The 16702-nt window shown below is 69.4% G+C and carries 15 protein-coding genes; all 15 read right to left on the bottom strand.

Going from position 1 to position 16702, the window contains the following annotated elements; all coding sequences use genetic code 11:
* Positions 1–99 precede the first annotated feature (99 nt).
* The 15 genes from ACOGXD_RS11760 to ACOGXD_RS11690 all read right to left on the bottom strand — a co-directional run bounded on the left by ACOGXD_RS11760 (position 100) and on the right by ACOGXD_RS11690 (position 16638).
* Positions 100–1335 (bottom strand): multidrug effflux MFS transporter, encoded by a 1236-nt coding sequence (locus ACOGXD_RS11760; RefSeq protein ID WP_419915234.1) that lies wholly within the window; start codon positions 1333–1335, stop codon positions 100–102.
* Positions 1336–1389: 54 nt separating this feature from the next.
* Positions 1390–1812 carry a transcription antitermination factor NusB gene (locus ACOGXD_RS11755; protein ID WP_419915233.1) on the bottom strand — a complete coding sequence of 141 codons (423 nt, stop codon included), beginning with the start codon at positions 1810–1812 and terminating at the stop codon, positions 1390–1392.
* A gap of 38 nt (positions 1813–1850) precedes the next feature.
* Complete coding sequence (efp, locus tag ACOGXD_RS11750) at positions 1851–2417, bottom strand: elongation factor P (protein WP_419915232.1); 567 nt, start codon at positions 2415–2417, stop codon at positions 1851–1853.
* Positions 2418–2498: 81 nt separating this feature from the next.
* Positions 2499–2987 carry a type II 3-dehydroquinate dehydratase gene (locus ACOGXD_RS11745; protein WP_419915231.1) on the bottom strand — a complete coding sequence of 163 codons (489 nt, stop codon included), beginning with the start codon at positions 2985–2987 and terminating at the stop codon, positions 2499–2501.
* A gap of 8 nt (positions 2988–2995) precedes the next feature.
* Entirely contained in the window at positions 2996–4081 is a 1086-nt protein-coding gene (locus tag ACOGXD_RS11740) for a 3-dehydroquinate synthase family protein (protein ID WP_419915230.1), read from the bottom strand.
* Positions 4082–4183: 102 nt separating this feature from the next.
* A complete protein-coding gene (locus ACOGXD_RS11735; protein WP_419915229.1) occupies positions 4184–4852 on the bottom strand; it encodes a prepilin peptidase in 669 nt (222 codons plus the stop codon).
* A gap of 51 nt (positions 4853–4903) precedes the next feature.
* Positions 4904–5776 (bottom strand): shikimate dehydrogenase, encoded by an 873-nt coding sequence (gene aroE, locus ACOGXD_RS11730; RefSeq protein WP_419915228.1) that lies wholly within the window; start codon positions 5774–5776, stop codon positions 4904–4906.
* An 85-nt stretch (positions 5777–5861) separates the two neighbouring features.
* On the bottom strand, positions 5862–7181 hold the full coding sequence (gene mltG, locus ACOGXD_RS11725) for an endolytic transglycosylase MltG (protein ID WP_419915227.1): 1320 nt from the start codon (positions 7179–7181) through the stop codon (positions 5862–5864).
* Entirely contained in the window at positions 7174–7590 is a 417-nt protein-coding gene (ruvX, locus tag ACOGXD_RS11720) for a Holliday junction resolvase RuvX (RefSeq protein WP_419853959.1), read from the bottom strand. The genes mltG and ruvX overlap by 8 nt, the downstream gene beginning before the upstream one ends.
* A gap of 17 nt (positions 7591–7607) precedes the next feature.
* Entirely contained in the window at positions 7608–10235 is a 2628-nt protein-coding gene (gene alaS, locus ACOGXD_RS11715) for an alanine--tRNA ligase (RefSeq protein ID WP_419915226.1), read from the bottom strand.
* Positions 10236–10331: 96 nt separating this feature from the next.
* Entirely contained in the window at positions 10332–10601 is a 270-nt protein-coding gene (locus ACOGXD_RS11710; protein WP_419853961.1) for a hypothetical protein, read from the bottom strand.
* 2 nt (positions 10602–10603) lie between these two features.
* Positions 10604–11038 (bottom strand): hypothetical protein, encoded by a 435-nt coding sequence (locus tag ACOGXD_RS11705; RefSeq protein ID WP_419915225.1) that lies wholly within the window; start codon positions 11036–11038, stop codon positions 10604–10606.
* Positions 11035–12912: an aspartate--tRNA ligase gene (gene aspS / locus ACOGXD_RS11700; protein ID WP_419915224.1), complete on the bottom strand. Its 1878-nt coding sequence runs from the start codon at positions 12910–12912 to the stop codon at positions 11035–11037. Before aspS ends, ACOGXD_RS11705 begins: the two co-directional genes overlap by 4 nt.
* Positions 12912–14264, bottom strand: coding sequence for a histidine--tRNA ligase (gene hisS, locus ACOGXD_RS11695; RefSeq protein WP_419915223.1), 1353 nt, complete (start codon positions 14262–14264; stop codon positions 12912–12914). Before hisS ends, aspS begins: the two co-directional genes overlap by 1 nt.
* Before the next feature lie 67 nt (positions 14265–14331).
* Positions 14332–16638, bottom strand: coding sequence for a RelA/SpoT family protein (locus ACOGXD_RS11690; protein ID WP_419853965.1), 2307 nt, complete (start codon positions 16636–16638; stop codon positions 14332–14334).
* Between the last annotated feature and the right edge of the window lie 64 nt (positions 16639–16702).

The following is a 16702-nucleotide window of genomic DNA, read 5'->3' as shown; positions in this document are numbered from 1 at the left end:
TGATATACACAGGCAAATCACGGCTGTCTCGCACTTCCTGCGAGCGCGATGTCTTGTCCCCGCTGCTGCCGGCCACAGGCGCGGCAACAGCCGCTGGCTTCAGGTGCCGGCGGCGAACAAAGACAGCCGGTGCCGTCGCGCCCACAGTGCGAAGGCCAGGCTGATTGCTCCGTAGCCGGCGTATGCGGTGACCAGCGGGGTCACCGAGCCGGCGATCATGCGGTCGATGAGCATGGCGAGCACGGCGCCTCCGCCCATCGAGATCGTGCCGATCACCGCCGAGGCCGTGCCTGCCAGCTCGCCCATGGGTCCCATCGCCTGGGCCTGGATGAGCGGATTGACGAACGTGCGCAGGGCATTGATCACCACGATGACGGCAAACCAGCCGAAGAACCAGGGCTGGCCACCGGCCTGCCACGACCACAGCGCGAGCGCGCACGACAGCACCACAGTGATCGGCATCAGCGTCACGATCATCCGATCGGCACCGATCTGTGTCACCAGCCGGCTGCCGGTGAACACCACCAGCCCCATGAACACGCTCATCGCGGCGAAGTAGTAGGCGAACACCCCGCCCCGGCCGTACACGTCGTCGAACAGCAGCTGGCTGCTGCCCAGGAACGAGAAGAACGCGCCCATGTCGAACATGACGGCCAGCGCCGAGCCGATGGTGAGCTTGTTGGCGAACACGGCCACGATGGCCTCGCGGGTGCGACCGAGCGTGAGCGGGCGGCGGCGCTCGGGCGGGAGCGATTCAGGGAGCCGGATGATCCAGAGCGCCAGCACCACGGTCAGCGCCATCGGGGCGGCCATCACCCAGCGCCACGAACCGAGGGCCAGCACCGCCTGGCCCCCCAGGGGCGCGATGGCGGGCACCACCATGAAGACCGCCATGACCGCCGTCAGCACGCGGCCCAGCCGGTCGCCCTCGTACAGGTCACGACCGATGGCCAGCGACAGGGCGCGTGGCCCTGCAGCGCCGATGCCCCAGACCAGCCGGCTGGCAATCAGGATTCCGAACGAGGGCGCCAGTGCTGAGCCCAGTGCCCCGAGCGTGTACAGGGCCAGACCGGCGTACAGCACCGGCTTGCGGCCGAATCGATCAGTGAAGGGGCCATAGAACATCTGCGCGCCGGCCAGGCCGAAGAAATACAAGGTGACTGTGAGCGCGACCCGCGGCGAATCGGGGGCGAGGCCCAGGCCCAGCCGGATGTCGCCGAAGGCGGGCAGCGCCATGTCGATGCCCAGTGCGGTGGTGGCGCTGATGGCACCCAGCAGGAAGACGAGCTCGCGTTCGGCGATCCGTCGCTGCGGCGGGCCGCCGTCTGGGCTCATGCCGCCACCGTCACGATCGGGCTGTCGATGAACTGATCGCCCACGTTGTGTTGGTCACCGGGCGTCGGCAGCCGCCAAAACGCCGTTCACCAGGGCGCCGCTGCGATCGGTGGCGCCCAGCTGGTGTGCCAGCTCGACGGCTTCGTTGATGACCACCGCTGCGGGGGCTGCCCCTCGTTCGAGCTCGAAGAGGCCTTGCAGCAGGATCAGCCGGTCGCACGCACCGAGGCGCTCGGGCGTCCAGCCCACGTTCAGCAGCTCGGCGAGCCGCTGGGTCAGCGCCTCGCGCTGGGCGGCGACGCCGGTGGCCAGCTCGAGCGCGAACGGGTCCACATCGCTGACCTGCTCGGCAAGCACATCGGCCAGCTCGCACGACTTCATCTCGGCCTCGTACAGCAGCTCCACCGAGCGCTGGCGCGCCTCTCGGCGGCGGGTCGGCTCGTCGGGAGCGGCGAAGGGGTCGCTCGGGCGGCTCATGGCAGTGGGCTCGAGCCCGTATCGGCGACCCGGCGGCGTCAGCCGCGGGCCCGCTCGATGTAGTCGCCGCTGCGGGTGTCGACCTTCAGCCGCTCGCCGGTCTCAATGAACAGCGGCACCTGCACCACCAATCCGGTGGACATCGTGGCCGGCTTGCGCGCACCCGACACCCGGTCGCCCTGCACGCCGGGGTCGGTGTCGGCCACCTCCAGCACCACCGATGCGGGCAACTCCACGCCCAGCACCTCGTCGCCGTGGCGCACCACCGTGGCCATCTCGCCCTCCACCAGGAAATTCGTGGCGCTGCCGGCCGCCGTGCGACTGACCGGGAGCTGCTCGTAGCTGTCGGTGTCCATGAACACCAGCGAGTCGCCGTCGGCGTACAGATACTGCATGTCGCGCTGGTCGATGACCGCGCGCTCCATGCGCTCGCCCGCCCGGAACGTGCGCTCCAGCGTGGCGCCGGTGCGGACGTTCTTCAGCGTGGTGCGCACGAACGCGCCGCCCTTGCCCGGCTTGACGTGTTGGAACTCGGTGAGCTGGAACAGCCCGTCGGCGAGATCGAGCGTCATGCCGTTGCGGAAGTCGGCGGTGGAGATGGCCATGTCAACGCCTCGCGGTCAGCCCGGGTGCTTGCAGGTTCGCAGCGGGACGGTACAAGCACGGCCCGCCGTCACGGCAGGGCATCACGATGGCTGGTCGGCCTGGTCGCCGGTATCGGGGGTGTCGGCAGTGGCGAGCGCCGCATCGATGGCCAGGGCGACTGCTCGCGGGTAGCCGGCGCCGCCCTCTCCCGCCACCCGTCCAGCGGCTAGCGGCTCCACCACCGACAGATGCCGCCATGGCTCGCGCTCGCGGGGCTCGGACAGGTGCAGCTCCACGATCGGGCCCTCGAATGCGGCAAGCGCATCGTGCAGCGACCAGCCGTAGTGGGTGAGCGCGCCGGGGTTCACCACGATCGCCTCCACCCGGCCGATGCCGGCATGCACTGCATCGACCAGTTCCCCCTCGTGGTTGCTCTGGCGGTGCTCGAGATCCCAACCGCGCTCGGTCGCGGCTCGACGGGCCGCGCGCACGTGATCGAGCAGCGTCTCGGTGCCGTAGATCTCGGGCTGGCGGGTGCCCAAGAGGTTCAGGTTCGGGCCTGACAGCAGCAGCACGACGTGGCGAGGCATAGCTGCACTCACATCCGCTCGAGCGCGTTTCGAAGTACGCCCGGATCGATGTCGGGCACCACTTCGAGGCCGTCGGGACCGTCGAGGACGAACGTGATGCCCCCGGCAGCCTTCTTGTCGCGGCCGAACAGCTCGATGATCTCGTCGTGATCGATGCCGTCGGGCAGGCTCGCACGCAACCCGTAGGCGACGAGCACGCGCTCATGCTCAGCCACACGATCGTCGTCGATGCGCCCGAGCAGGCGAGCTACCACGGCCGCGTAGCGCAGGCCGATGGCCACCGCCTCGCCATGACGCAGGTCGAACCGCCCGGCGATCTCCAGCGCATGCCCCAGCGTGTGCCCGTAGTTCAGCAACGCCCGGCGGCCGCTCTCGGTTTCGTCGGAAGCCACCACTTCGGCCTTGATGGCGACGCACGCAGCCACCAGTTCTGCCCCTTCGAGCGAGCTGAGCGGTTCGCCGCCCTTCAGGCGCTGCGCGAGCGACGGGTGGGAGCCGACGAGACGCGCGGCCTGCGGTGTGCAGCCGATGAAGTGGTACTTGGCCAGCTCGCCGTAGCCGGCGCGCAGCTCGCGCTCGGGCAGCGTGTCGAGCACCTCGGTGTCGCACAGTACGGCTGCGGGCTGCCAGAAGGCCCCCACGAGGTTCTTGCCCTCAGCAAGGTTGACACCCGTCTTGCCGCCCACGGCAGCGTCGATCTGGCCCAGCAGCGTGGTCGGGACGTGTACCGCCGCGACGCCGCGGTGGTACACGGCGGCCGCGAAGCCGGCCACGTCGGTGACGACGCCTCCCCCGACACCCACCACCACGTCACGGCGGGTGAGGCCGAAGCGGGTGAACGCGCTGCACAGCTCGCCCACGGTCGACAACTCCTTGGCTTGCTCACCGTCGGGAATCTCGAAGGTCTCGAAACCGATGCCCGGATCCATCTCGACGCCGATGCCTGGCTGGGTGACCACCGCGGCGCGCTGGGCCCCGGCGGTCAGCTTCGACTCGCGCAGGACCGTGGCGAGCTCGTGGCGCGCTCCAGCGCCGACCAGCACGGGGTAGGAGCGGTCGCCCAGCGGAACATCGACGCGGATAGTGCCCGACATCGGTTGCGAGGGTACCGACGCATCCTGGCTGGCTCCCTGCGAGGACGCCTCAGCGCGCAGCGGACTTCTGGCAGACAGCGAGCAATGGGGACTGCGACGTGCTCAGGCGGCGAGGCCCGGCGGCATGAACCACCACGCGGCGGCGAGCGCACCGGCAACCAGAGACGGTCCGAGGGCGAACCGGTGGTCGGTGCTCCGGCCCAACGCGACCACCCCGACAGCGCCGACGACGGCGGCGATAGCGAAGCCCGCAAGCAGCCCTGCCCACACGGCCGAGAGCCCGCCGAGGCCGAGGTGCAGGCCGAGGTAGCCGCCAAGCCTCACATCTCCATAACCGAGCCCGCCACGCGCAGCTCGCCAGATGACGTGCATCGCCCCCCAGCCGAGCGCTGCTCCGATGGCTGCCGCGGCCGACGCGCCCGCCAGACCTGCGGAGCCGCCATCGAGCACGGCAGCCGCGCACACCAGCGGGACCGCGACGGCAGCGCAGGCTTGCAGCAAGCGTGTCGGGATCAAATGAGTACGCAGGTCGACCGCGGAAATGATCACGCCGGCCCAGCCGAATGCCAGCAGCGGGGCGAGATATGGGTGGGCGCCGATCCGCAGCGCCAGCACCGCGCCTGTCGCCGTGCACGCCGCCATCGTCAATGCAGGCTGCAGGTGGACGTCGAAGCAGCGCTTCGCGCAGCGAACTGCCGCGGCACCTGCCGCAGCGCCGCCCAGTCCGGCGACCGCACCGGCGACAAGACTCGGTCCCACCTGGGTGACCATCACGCAGCCCTCGCTGAGGATGACTGCCGCACGCTGGGTGGAGCCCTCGGGTTACGAAACGGCGAGGTCGAGGCTGACAGCCTCTGCCATCGCGTCGACGGGAGCGTCGTGTCCGGTCCACATCGTGAATTGCTCTGCGGCTTGATACAAGAGCATGCCGACGCCGTTCAGGGTCGTCGCACCTGCCTGGGCGGCCGCGTCGAGCAGCGATGTCCGCTCAGGCCGGTAGATGAGGTCGACCACGAGCTGGCTGTCGCTCAACAGCGCCGGATCAACCGGCAGAGGATCACCTTCAGTCATGCCGAGCGGTGTGGCATTCACCACCACATCGGCGTCGCGCACCGCTGCAGGGCCTCCGACTGCCACCGAACCCGAAAATCCGCCCGATACCGCGATTGCTGCGCCGCCCGCCGGCACACCCAGTGCCGCAGCCCGTGCCGCCGCATCTGGTGAGCGGTTCACCACCGTCACCAGCGCCCCCTCGGCCGCCAAGGCAACGATCACCGCCCGCGCCGCGCCGCCAGCCCCCAGCACGACTATGCGCAGCCCTGCTGGGTCGACCCCTGCCTGCGTGCGCAGCGAGCGCAAGAATCCGGCGCCATCGGTGTTCTCGCCGATCAACCGGTCGCCGTCCCGGCGCACGCAGTTCACGGCACCGAGCAGCGCTGCCGCGGGCGACAGCTCGTCAACCGCAGCCGCCACAGTGTCCTTGTGCGGCATGGTCACCGACAGGCCCTCGATGCCGAGCGCCCGCATCGCGGCCACGGCATCGGCGCCCTGGCCGGCGGGCACCTCGAATGCCAGGTACGTCCAGTCCAGGCCCAGCTCGGCGAACGCGGCGTTGTGCAGCGCCGGGCTGAGCGAGTGCCGCACAGGATCGCCGATGACTCCTGCAACCCGGGTGCCGCCAGTTGGAACGATCATCGGCCCCCACTCCCGCCCGACTGCCCGCGAGGCATGACCACGCTCCGACACTATGTGAGCGACCTGTGCAGAGTGCCGAGCTTTTTCAACCGCACAGTCCCAGCTCTTGGCACACCGCCTTGTCGCGCTGGAACTCCTCGTCGGTCACCGAGAACGACAGCGTGCCGTCGGGAGACGTCAGCACGAAGTACATCCAGGGACCGTCCTCCGGGTTCAACGCGGCCTCGAGCGAGGCACCTCCTGGCGAGGCGATCGGCGTGGGCGGCAGCCCCACGAGCACCCGAGTGTTGTACGGCGAGTTGACTGCCAGCAGCTCCGCGGTCAGCTCGCTGTCGCCCACCACGTAGACGACGGTGGCGTCGAGGCCGAGCGACCAGCCCCGCGCCAGCCGGTTGTAGATCACCCGCGCCACCTTGGCACGGTCCTCGGGCCGCTGGGCCTCCCGCTCGATCATGCTCGCCACGATCAGCGCCTCATACGGCGTCAGTCCCACACGCCGGGGGGCATCGTCGTAGCCAAGATCGGTCAGCACCGCATCGAGCCGGTCGACCATCAGCGCGACAAGCTGCTCGGCGCTCGTCTGAGAGTCGAAGAAGTAGGTGTCGGCAAAGAGCTGTCCCTCCGCCGGTTCGATGACCCCGTCGGGCAGCACCCGAGGCGCTGGCGCAACCAGCGAGAGCACGGGCCGCTCCCGGATGGCCTCGAGGAAGTCCCTGCCGCTGAAGCTCAGGCCCTGCACCTCGTCGAGCAGCGCGGCCATCTGTGCCACCGTCAGGCCTTCGGGAATGGTGAGCGGCTGCTGGGCGGCTTGGGCAACGCGGCTCGGCCCGGCTTCGAGCACTGCCATGGTCTCCCACACCGACGAGTTGGACTGGAACCTGTACTCCCCGGCTTGGAACGCCGGGCCGCCTCTTAATCTCACGTACCACTCGTAGGCCCGCGAGCTGGGAACCACTCCGTGCTCGCCGAGCAGATCTGAGATGCTCGCTGTGCTCGATCCGGGCGGCAGCGTCAGCACGATCTCGCCGGTGGGTTCGCCGGGCGGGTCGAGCTGTTCGCTCACCCAGCGGTAGCCGCGGCTGCCCACCATCCAGGCGACGAGGCCGAGCACCACGAGAATCAGCAACGCTCCCCACGTGCCCGGACCTCGCCGAGTGCTGACCACTTCGTAGTCGACCCCGCGACGGCCTTCGGCCCGTGGGGCGGTCGCACCGCTGGCCGATGGCTGTTCGGGGCGCGGGGCCACTGCGCGTCGGACCGGTCGCGCCCGCTGCGGCGACGTGGTGATTCCGGGTTCGGCCTCGGTCGGCGTGTCTCCTGCGCCGATTCCCAACGCGCCGACAAGCCGATCCGACAGCTTGCGCCGGCGCGACGGCGGCGATGGCTCATCGAGAATGTCAGTCACGCGCGTCGAGCCACGACTGCAGGATGACCGCGGCCGCCACCTTGTCGATGACCTTGCGGCGAGCGGGGCCGCGCACGCCTTGTTCGGAAAGGATGCGCTCCGCGCTCACGGTCGTGTAGCGCTCGTCGTGCAAGACCACCGGCACGTCGAGCGCCGCCGCTATCTCGCCGGCCTCGGCTCGCACACTCACCGCAGCCGGTCCTTCGCTGCCGTCGAGCGAAGTCGGCAGGCCGATCACGACCACCTCCGCACCCACGTCAGCGACCATACCTGCGAGTGCTTCGTGGTCTCGGGCACGCTCGCCGCTGCGTTCGAGGACTTCGTAGGGCACTGCCACCGCAGCATCGGCCGGCGCGATGGCCACGCCTATGCGCACCGAACCCAGATCCACGCCGACAGCCCGCATCATCGGGCCCGGCGCCCCATTCACTCCCCCAGTGCTGCCGCCCGGGCCTGGGCCAGGGCGTCTCCGATGCCGTCAGGGTTGCGGCCGCCCGCCACGACCAGCGGCGGGTCGCCCTTGGCACCGAAGCCGCCGCCGACGGTGCGAGCCGCGTCGCGCAGCAGATCGCCCGCAGACAGATCGCCGGCTGGATCGACCGCTGCAACCAGCGCCACTCCCCCGGCAGCCGGCGCAGAGGCCAGCACCACGGCGCGAATGCCGGCACGGTCGCGCACCGACACTGCCAAGTCGCGCAGCGAGTCGCGTTCGAGGTCGCCGAGATCGGCGACGACGACGCCGTCATCGGCCCCGGCCGCCAGCTCGTCGGCGCGTGACGCGGCCATGGACCGCTGCAGGTCTCGCACCTGGCGGCGCAGTTCCTTGGTCTCGTCCAGTCGCCGCTGCACCGCTGAGGCGATCTCGTCGGGCTGCGCATTCAGCATCTCGGCCAGCGAGTCCAGCGTGTCTTCGGCGTCGGCCAGCCGATCGACGGTCGCGAGACCGGTGACCGCCTCGATGCGGCGCATGTTCGAGCCGATGCTCGCTTCCGAGACGATGCGCAGATGCCCGATGTCGCCGAGCGCAGCCACGTGGGTGCCGCCGCACAGCTCCGTGGAGTGCTCGCCCGCTTCGAGCACCCGCACCACGTCGCCGTACTTGTCGCCGAAGAAGGCGATGGCGCCGATGGCCTGCGCGTGGCCCATCGAGGTCTCGTAGTGGCGGCAGCGGCCATTGGCGATGATCTCGGCGTTGGCGACACGCTCGATCTCGCGCAGCTGGTCGCGGCTGACCGCCTCGTAGTGGCTGAAGTCGAAACGCAGGCGATCAGGCGCCACCAGCGAGCCCGCCTGCTTGACATGGTCGCCCAGAACCTCCCGCAGCGCCCAGTGCAGGATGTGCGTGCCGGTGTGGTTGCGCCGTATCGCCGCCCGGCGTTCGTCGTCGATCGCCGCGGTCGCCAGCGATCCGACCTCGACACCGTCGCCCACGACACGCCCGATGTGGCGGTGCAGGTCGGCGAGCGCGTACGTGCAGTCGAGCACCTCGATGCTGCCGTCGGGACCGGTGATGGTGCCGATGTCGCCGATCTGCCCGCCGCTCTCGGCGTAGAACGGCGTGCGGTCGAGGAATACCTCGACCAGATCGTCGCTCGGGCCGTCATCGTCCTGCCCGTCGCCGGGAGGTACGTCGAAGGTGGCGAGCACCCGAGCGTCAGCCACCGACGGCGCGTCCCGCACGAAGTCTGTGGGCCCGAACTGCGCCAGGATCTCCCGGTAGCGCTCGTCCGCGAACGTCGGGCCGCCGGCCCGGCCGGCCCGTGCTCGCTCGCGCTGGCGTTCCATGGCGGCTTCGAAGCCGCTGCGGTTGAGGCTCAGGCCGCGTTCGGTGAGGATCTCCTCGGTCACCTCCACCGGGAAACCGTGCGTGTCGTGAAGCAGGAAGGCGACCTCGCCGTCGAGCACGTTCGAATCGAGCACTGTCGAGTCAAGCCCAGAAGTCGCTTCGTCCAGGATCTTCTGGCCCGCGGCGAGGGTGGTGCGGAAACGCTCCTCCTCGCGGGCCACGACATCGGCGATGAACTGCCGGTTCTTGACCAGGTCGGTGTAGTGGTCGCCCATCACGTCCACCACGATCTCGACCAGCCGCGGCATCACGACATCGGTGACGCCGAGCACCCAGGCATGACGCACGGCACGGCGGATGATGCGGCGCAGTACATAGCCACGGTCCTCGTTGGACGGGAACACGCCATCGGAGATGAGCATCGCCGTCGTGCGAGCGTGGTCGGCGAAGATGCGCATCGAGACATCGGTCTCGGGATCGGCGCCGTAGGTCTTGCCGCAGATGCGCTCGGCTTCGGCCAGCAGCGGCGCGAACAGGTCGATGTCCCACGCCGCGGGCACACCCTGCAGCACCGCCAGAATCCGCTCGAGGCCCGCACCCGTGTCGATCCCAGGGGCTTCCAGCGGAGTCATGTCGCCGGTGCCGTCGGCCGCAAACTGCATGAACACCAGGTTCCAGATTTCGACGAAGCGATCCTCGCCGCCGTGCGCCGGTCCGCCGCCGTCACCGAGCTCGGGCCCGAGGTCGTAGAAGATCTCGCTGCAGGGTCCGCACGGCCCCACATCGCCTGCGGCCCACCAGTTGTCCTTGTCGAGACGCTGGATGCGCTCAGGCGGGACGCCGACGGAGGTCTGCCAGATCTCGGCGGCCTCGTCGTCGCTGACGTGCACCGTCACCCACAGCTTCTCCCGCTCGAGTCCGAGCACCTCGGTGACGAACTCCCACGCCCACGGGATGGCTTCGGCCTTGAAGTAGTCACCGAAGCTGAAGTTGCCCATCATCTCGAAGAACGTGAAGTGGCGGTTGGTGCGGCCGATGTCGTCGAGATCGTTGTGCTTGCCGCCTGCACGGACGCACTTCTGGATGGTGACCATGCGGCGCGTCGGCGGCACCTCCTCGCCGAGGAAATACGGCATGAACGGCACCATGCCCGCCACCGTGAACAGCAGCGAGGGCTCGTGCGGGATCAGGCTGGCGGAGGCGCGAACCTCGTGGCCTCGTTCCGCCCAGAACGAGTTGAAAGCCTCACGCAGTTCCCCAGCGCGCATCCCCAGAGGATACCGAGGGGCTTTCGCGGCCTCCGTGGCCGCCGGGAGCTATTCGCGGCCTCCGTGGCCGCCGAGGGCTTTCGCGGCCTCGGCGATTCAGGCGGCTTCGCGGCGGTGGCGGCGCTCGGCCCAGCGGCGGTCTCGCTCGTCGCGCAGGCGCTGCTCGGCATCGTGCATCTGCCGCTTGCCGTCGCGCCACGCCGTACGAAGGTCACGGCGCATCTGGCGTGCCGTACCCAGCACATTGGCCGTTCCCCGCACGGGTGCATAGCGATCCAGCAACGAGCGGAACCGCCGCTGCAGCCAGAGCGACGCTCCAGCGCCCAGCCCGGCACCCAACGTCAGCCAGCGCATCCGCTTCAGCATCCTCAGCGACCTCTGCTTTCGCTGCCTGCGGCGGTGCTCTCGCCGCCGGAACCGGTCTCGCGCCCTTCTTCTTCGGCCTTGCCGCGCTGCCCTGTGCCACCTGTCTGCGCTCCGCGCAGCACAGAAATCGCCGAGCGCACTTTGTCAACGGGTGTCGCGGCCACACGGGCGGTGGCCGCACCGGCCGACTCGGCCAGTCCGGCCACCTTCTGTGCAATGTTCAGCAGGTCGCGCAGCCGGCCGATCTCGGCCTGGGCCATCTCGGCGGTGTCGGCGAGCTGGCTGAGCGCCGGCCCCACCTTGGAGTCGAAATCCTCGAGCTTGCGCCGGAACTCCCGCATCAATGCGAACGCCTGCGTCAGCACGGCGATCAGGGCCACCAGCGCGACCACCACGCAGACAGTCACCACCACGGCGGCCAGATCGCTGCTGCTCATGATTCATCCTCGTCTGCTGCGACGACACCCTGCTCGCCCTCACGGGCGATGTCACCCTGCTCGCCCTCACTGGCGACGAGAGCGAGCCCCAACTCTTCCAGCTGTTCGGCTGATATGTGGCTCGGGGCGTTGGTGAGCGGATCCGCGCCGGACTGGCTCTTGGGAAACGCGATGACCTCGCGGATGTTCTCCTCGCCGCACAGCAGAGCCGCCAGGCGGTCGATGCCGAACGCAAAGCCGGCGTGCGGCGGAGCGCCGAACCGGAAGGCGTCGAGCAGGAACCCGAATCGCTCCTGCGCCGCGGCGGGATCGATGCCCAGCAGATCGAAGACCTGCTGCTGGATGTCGCCCCGGTGGATCCGAACACTGCCCGAGCCCAGCTCCCAGCCGTTCAGCACCAGGTCGTACGCCTGCGAGCGCACGCCCAGCAGGGTGTCGGCGTCGAAGCCGCCGCCTGAGGCCATGCGTTCCGAAGCTGCCGCGACAACATCGAGATCGTCGGCATGGGGCATCGTGAACGGGTGGTGCGCCGGGATCGGCAGACCGTCGGCGCTCACATCCTCGAACAGGGGAAAGTCCACCACCCACAGGAAGTGCAGGCCGCCCTCGTTCACCGGCGGGCGGCCCAGCTCCAGCCGCAACAGCCCGAGCACCCCGCTGGCTCGGCGCCAAGTGTCGGCCACCAAGTAGCACATGTCGCCCGGCTCAGCCCCCAGCTGTTCGAGCACGCCGTCGATCTCGGCGTCGGACATGAACTTCGCGACCGGCGAGGTGACGGCCAGCCGTCCTCCCGCGGCGCTGCGGGCACCGTCGGCCAGCGGCTCGCCGGCACTCACGCGCATCCACACGAGACCCTTGGCGCCCCAGCGCTGGCACTGCTTGGTGAGATCGTCGACCGCGTTGCGGCTGATGTCGCCGCCGCCGGGCACGCGAATGCCCCGCACAGCAGGCGCCTTGAAGGCGTTGAAGCCGGTCTCGGCGAACAGATCGGTGAGCTCAGTGAGCTCGAGCCCGAAGCGCAGGTCGGGCTTGTCCGACCCGTAGCGGTCGATCGCCTCGTGCCAGGTGATCTCTCCCATCGCTGCGGGGCGCACACCGGTGATCTCCTCTGTAGCTTCGGCCACTGCCTCGCTGATCACGGCGCGCACCTCGGCGCCGCTGGCGAAGCTCATCTCCAGGTCGAGCTGGGTGAATTCGAACTGCCGGTCAGCTCGCAGGTCTTCGTCTCGCAGGCAACGAGCGATCTGGTAGTAGCGGTCGATGCCGCCCACCATGCAGAGCTGCTTGAACAGTTGGGGGCTTTGGGGCAGCGCGTAGAAGCGGCCCTGATGCAGACGGCTGGGCACCACGAAGTCGCGGGCACCCTCAGGTGTCGAGGCCACCAGCGTCGGAGTCTCGACTTCGATGAACTCCGCTGCCTCCATCGAACGGCGGATCGCTGCATTCACGCGTGCCCGATTCACCAGATTCGAGTGCATGCGGGGATTCCGCAGGTCCAAGTAGCGATGGCGGATGCGCAGCATCTCGTCGACCTCGGTGCGGCCGTCGATCTGGAATGGCGGCGGCTCCGAACGCGACAGCACCTCGACGGTTGCATCACCGATCTCGATCTCGCCGGTGGCCAGGTCGGGATTGGCGGTGTCCTCCGGTCGTTCACGGACTGTTCCGGTCACCGCCAGCACGTACTCCGGCCGCAGATCGTGAGCGTGGTCCACGACGCACTGCACGATGCCGGTGCGATCACGCAGATCGACGAAGGCCAGGTGCTCGCCATGCTCACGGCGCCGGGAGACCCAGCCGCACACGGTGACGTCGCGGCCGATGTCGGCGCGGCTCAGCCGTCCGCAGTAGTCGGTTCGCATTCGGTCGCCCATCACGTACCACCTTCCGCATTGAGCTCGTCGAAGATGCGTCGCAGCGTGGGAAGCAGTTCGGCGCGCGGCACGCTCTGCTGCGCAATCTCGGCGTCGCCGCCGTCAGGACGACGCAGCGGTCGCACGGTGACGGAGCCGGCATCGATCTCGTCGGTTCCCACGATGAGCGCGATCTCAGCGCCGGAGCGGTCCGCGGCGCGCATCTGCGCCCGCATCGACCGGTCGTCGAATGCCCGGTCGGCCCGGATGCCCACCGTGCGCAGCTCATGGGTGAGATCGCGTGCGGCAGCACCGCCGGCCGTGTCGATCACCCACACTTCGGCCCGCTGTGCCGGAACATCGAAGACGCCTTCGGCATCGCAGGCCAGCAGCAGGCGCTCGATGCCCAGCGCAAAGCCGATGCCGGGCGTCGGCGGACCGCCGAGCGCCTCCACCAGTCCGTTGTAGCGGCCGCCGCCGCACACCGTGTCCTGGGCGGCGTCGAGGCTGGCCGCACGGAACTCGAACGTGGTGCGGGTGTAGTAGTCGAGGCCGCGCACGAGCTTGTGCTCGACGTCGTGGGAGATCCCGAGTGCGTCCAGCCCCTCGCGCACTCGCTCGAAGTGGGCCGCCGTGGCTGCGGTGAGATAGTCAGTGATGCGTGGAGCTTCCTCGGCCACGGCCGCTGTGGCCGGCCGCTTGGAGTCCAAGATGCGCAGCGGGTGGCGCTCGATCTTGTCCCGGTCCTGCGGGTCCACATCGCCAGCGCGGCGCTGCAGGTAGCTGCTCAACGCCTCGCCGTAGGCCACGCGGGTGCCGATGTCGCCCATCGAGTTCACCAGCAGTGGTACCCGCTGAAGCCCGATCGCGCCGAAGAACTCGGCGGCGAGGGCGATGATCTCCACGTCGGCATCAGGGTCGTCGGTGCCGAGCGTCTCTGCCCCGATCTGGTGGAACTGGCGGTAGCGGCCGGCCTGGGGTGCCTCGTAGCGGAAGAACGGCCCCTGGTACCAGACCTTCCACGGCGTGGTGGGGCGGTGCTGGGCGAAAGCGCGGCACACCGACGCCGTGCACTCCGGACGCAGCGCCAGGTGGCGGTCGCTGCGGTCGAAGAACTCGTACATCTCCTTGCCGACCACGTCGGTGCCCTCGCCGATGCGGGCGAAAACGCCGATGTCCTCGAAGATCGGCGTCTGCAAGTAGCCGAATCCGGCCCGGTCGGCGGCGGCGATGAAGGCGCCCAGCAACGCCACCCAGCGGCCCGATTCCGGTGGTGCGAGATCGTGCGTGCCGATCGGCGTCCGGAACGACTTCGGGGCCGCTGCATCGCCGCTGTTGGCAGGGCTCGCGGGCGTCGGAGGCGTACCGGACATGACCAGCGCAGGCTACGGCCCTACCGCCCCCAGTCCTAGCTGCACCAGGGCCTCAGAACTCGGTGCCTCAGTACTCGGTGTGGGCGAGGCCTTCGATGGTGCGGTAGGCGTCGAATACGCCCGGCACCTCGCGCAGGGCGGCCAGCAGCTGGTCCAGCAGGATCGGATCGCCCACCTCCACCTCGAACTGCATCACCGCCACCTGGTCGTCGCCGACGAACGTGTCGCAGCTCGCGATCGACAGGTCGTGGCGGCCCGACACCACCTGCACGACGTCGAGCAGCAGCCGGTTGCGGTCGAGGCCGCGCACCTCCAGCGCAGCGGCGAACTCGCCCGCCCAGCTCTCGTCCCACTCCACCTCGACCTGGCGGGCGCCTGATGCCGTCGCCAGCTCGGCCGCGTTGGCGCAGTCGGCTCGATGCACCGAGATGCCGCGCCCGCTGGTCGCGAATCCCAGGATCTCGTCGCCGCGCACCGGGCTGCAGCAGCGTGCCAAGCGCACCAGCGCGTCGTCATGGCCGTCGACATGCACGCCAGCGGAGCGGCGCCGGCGCGAGCCTCGCTGCCGGGCCGGGCGTGCAGGCAGCTGCACCCCGTCACCCTCGCCTCGCAGGTTGCTGACGAGGCGCTTGGCCACCGAGTGAGGCCGCACATCGCCCTTGCCCACCGCTTCGAAGAGCTGGTCGAGATCGGCCCGGCTGAACTGCTCCGCCACGGCGCGCATCTCGTCGCCGTCGATGAGCAACGATGCCTTGAGCCCCTCGGAACGCAGCTCGTCCGAGACCGCTTCCCGACCGGCCGTTTCCCACTCGGACCGGTCGGAACGGGCGAACCAGCGCCGGATGCTGTAGCGGGCCCGCGGTGTGACCGCGATCTCCAACCAGTCGCGCGACGGCCGCGTCCCGGGATCGTCGGAGGTGAACGCCTCCACTGTGTCGCCCGAGCGCAGCTGCCGGTCGAGCGGCACGAGCCGGCCGTCGATCTTGGCGCCGATAAGCGTGTCGCCGATGTCGGTGTGGATGGCGTACGCAAAGTCGATGGGCGTAGCGCCGGTCGGCAGCGTGACCACGTCGCCTTTGGGCGTGAACACGTACACCTCGCCGTGACCGAGGTCGCTGGCGATGGTGCGCATGAACTCGGCCGGGTCGTCAGACTCGGCCTGCCACTCGACCAGCCGGCTCAGCCAGGGCATGTCCTCCTCGGCGACCGTGCTGCTGTGGCGCTCCGCTTTGCTGCTCTGGCGCTGCGCCTTGCCGCCCTTGCTGCTGGCCTTGTTGCCATTGCCGTTGCGCTCGGCCTTGTAGCGCCAGTGAGCCGCCACGCCGTACTCGGCCCGCTGGTGCATCTCGTCAGTGCGGATCTGCACTTCCACCGCCGTGCCCGACGGGCCGACCACCGTGGTGTGCAGCGACTGGTACAGGTTGAACTTGGGCATCGCGATGTAGTCCTTGAACCGGCCCGTCACCGGCTTCCACGTCGCGTGTATGGAGCCCAGCGCCGCGTACGCATCACGGATCGTCGGCACCACCACCCGGATGCCCACCAGGTCGAAGATCTCGTCGAACGAGCGGTTCTTGATGACCATCTTCTCGTAGACGCTCCAGTGGTGCTTCTTGCGCCCGGTCACCGTGGCCTCGATCTTCATCCGCGACAGCTGCTCGCGGACCTCTGTCAGCACCCGGTCGACATAGCGCTCCTGCTCGGGAGTGCGCTCGGCGAGCATCCGGTCGATCTCGGCGTAGCGCTTCGGGTACAGCGCCGCGAAGGCCAGGTCTTCCAGCTCGTCGCGTACCTGTTGCATGCCGAGCCGGTTGGCGAGCGGGGCATAGATGTCGAGCGTCTCGCGGGCCACGTCGGCCTGCTTGGCAGCGCCGAGCGCCCCGAGCGTGCGCATGTTGTGGAGCCGATCCGACAGCTTGATCATCAGCACGCGAGGGTCGTTCGCGATCGCCACGAGCATCTTGCGCAGGGTCGCGGCCTGCTGTGCCTGCTTGGAGGCGAAGCGGACCCGGTCGAGCTTGGTGACCCCGTCCACGATGGCCGCTACCTCGGGGCCGAAGTCGTCGGCCAGCGCGACCAGCTCGACGCTCGTGTCCTCCACTGCGTCGTGCAGCAGCGCAGCGGCAATCGACGTGTCGTCGAGGCCGAGATCGGCAACCACGCCTGCCACAGCGACCGGATGGGTGATATACGCCTCGCCTGTCTTGCGTCGCTGGCCCTCATGGGCCTGTGCGGCCGCCTCGTACGCACGGATGACCAGCTCGGGCGACTGCTTCGGCCAGCGCTGGCGGTAGCGCTCGACCACCGGCGAGATGTCGGCCGCGACCGTGTTCGCGATGCGCCGCCACGGAAGGACGCGCGACACCGCAGGCATGGCCCTAGCCAAGCTTCTCGCTGAGGTGCTCGGCCGGCGCCGGGCCGAACGCGAAGAGACTCAC

Source organism: Candidatus Poriferisodalis sp. (assembly GCF_965204125.1).
Taxonomy (GTDB): Bacteria; Actinomycetota; Acidimicrobiia; order Acidimicrobiales; family Poriferisodalaceae; genus Poriferisodalis.
This window is presented reverse-complemented; position numbering and strand designations above follow the sequence as displayed.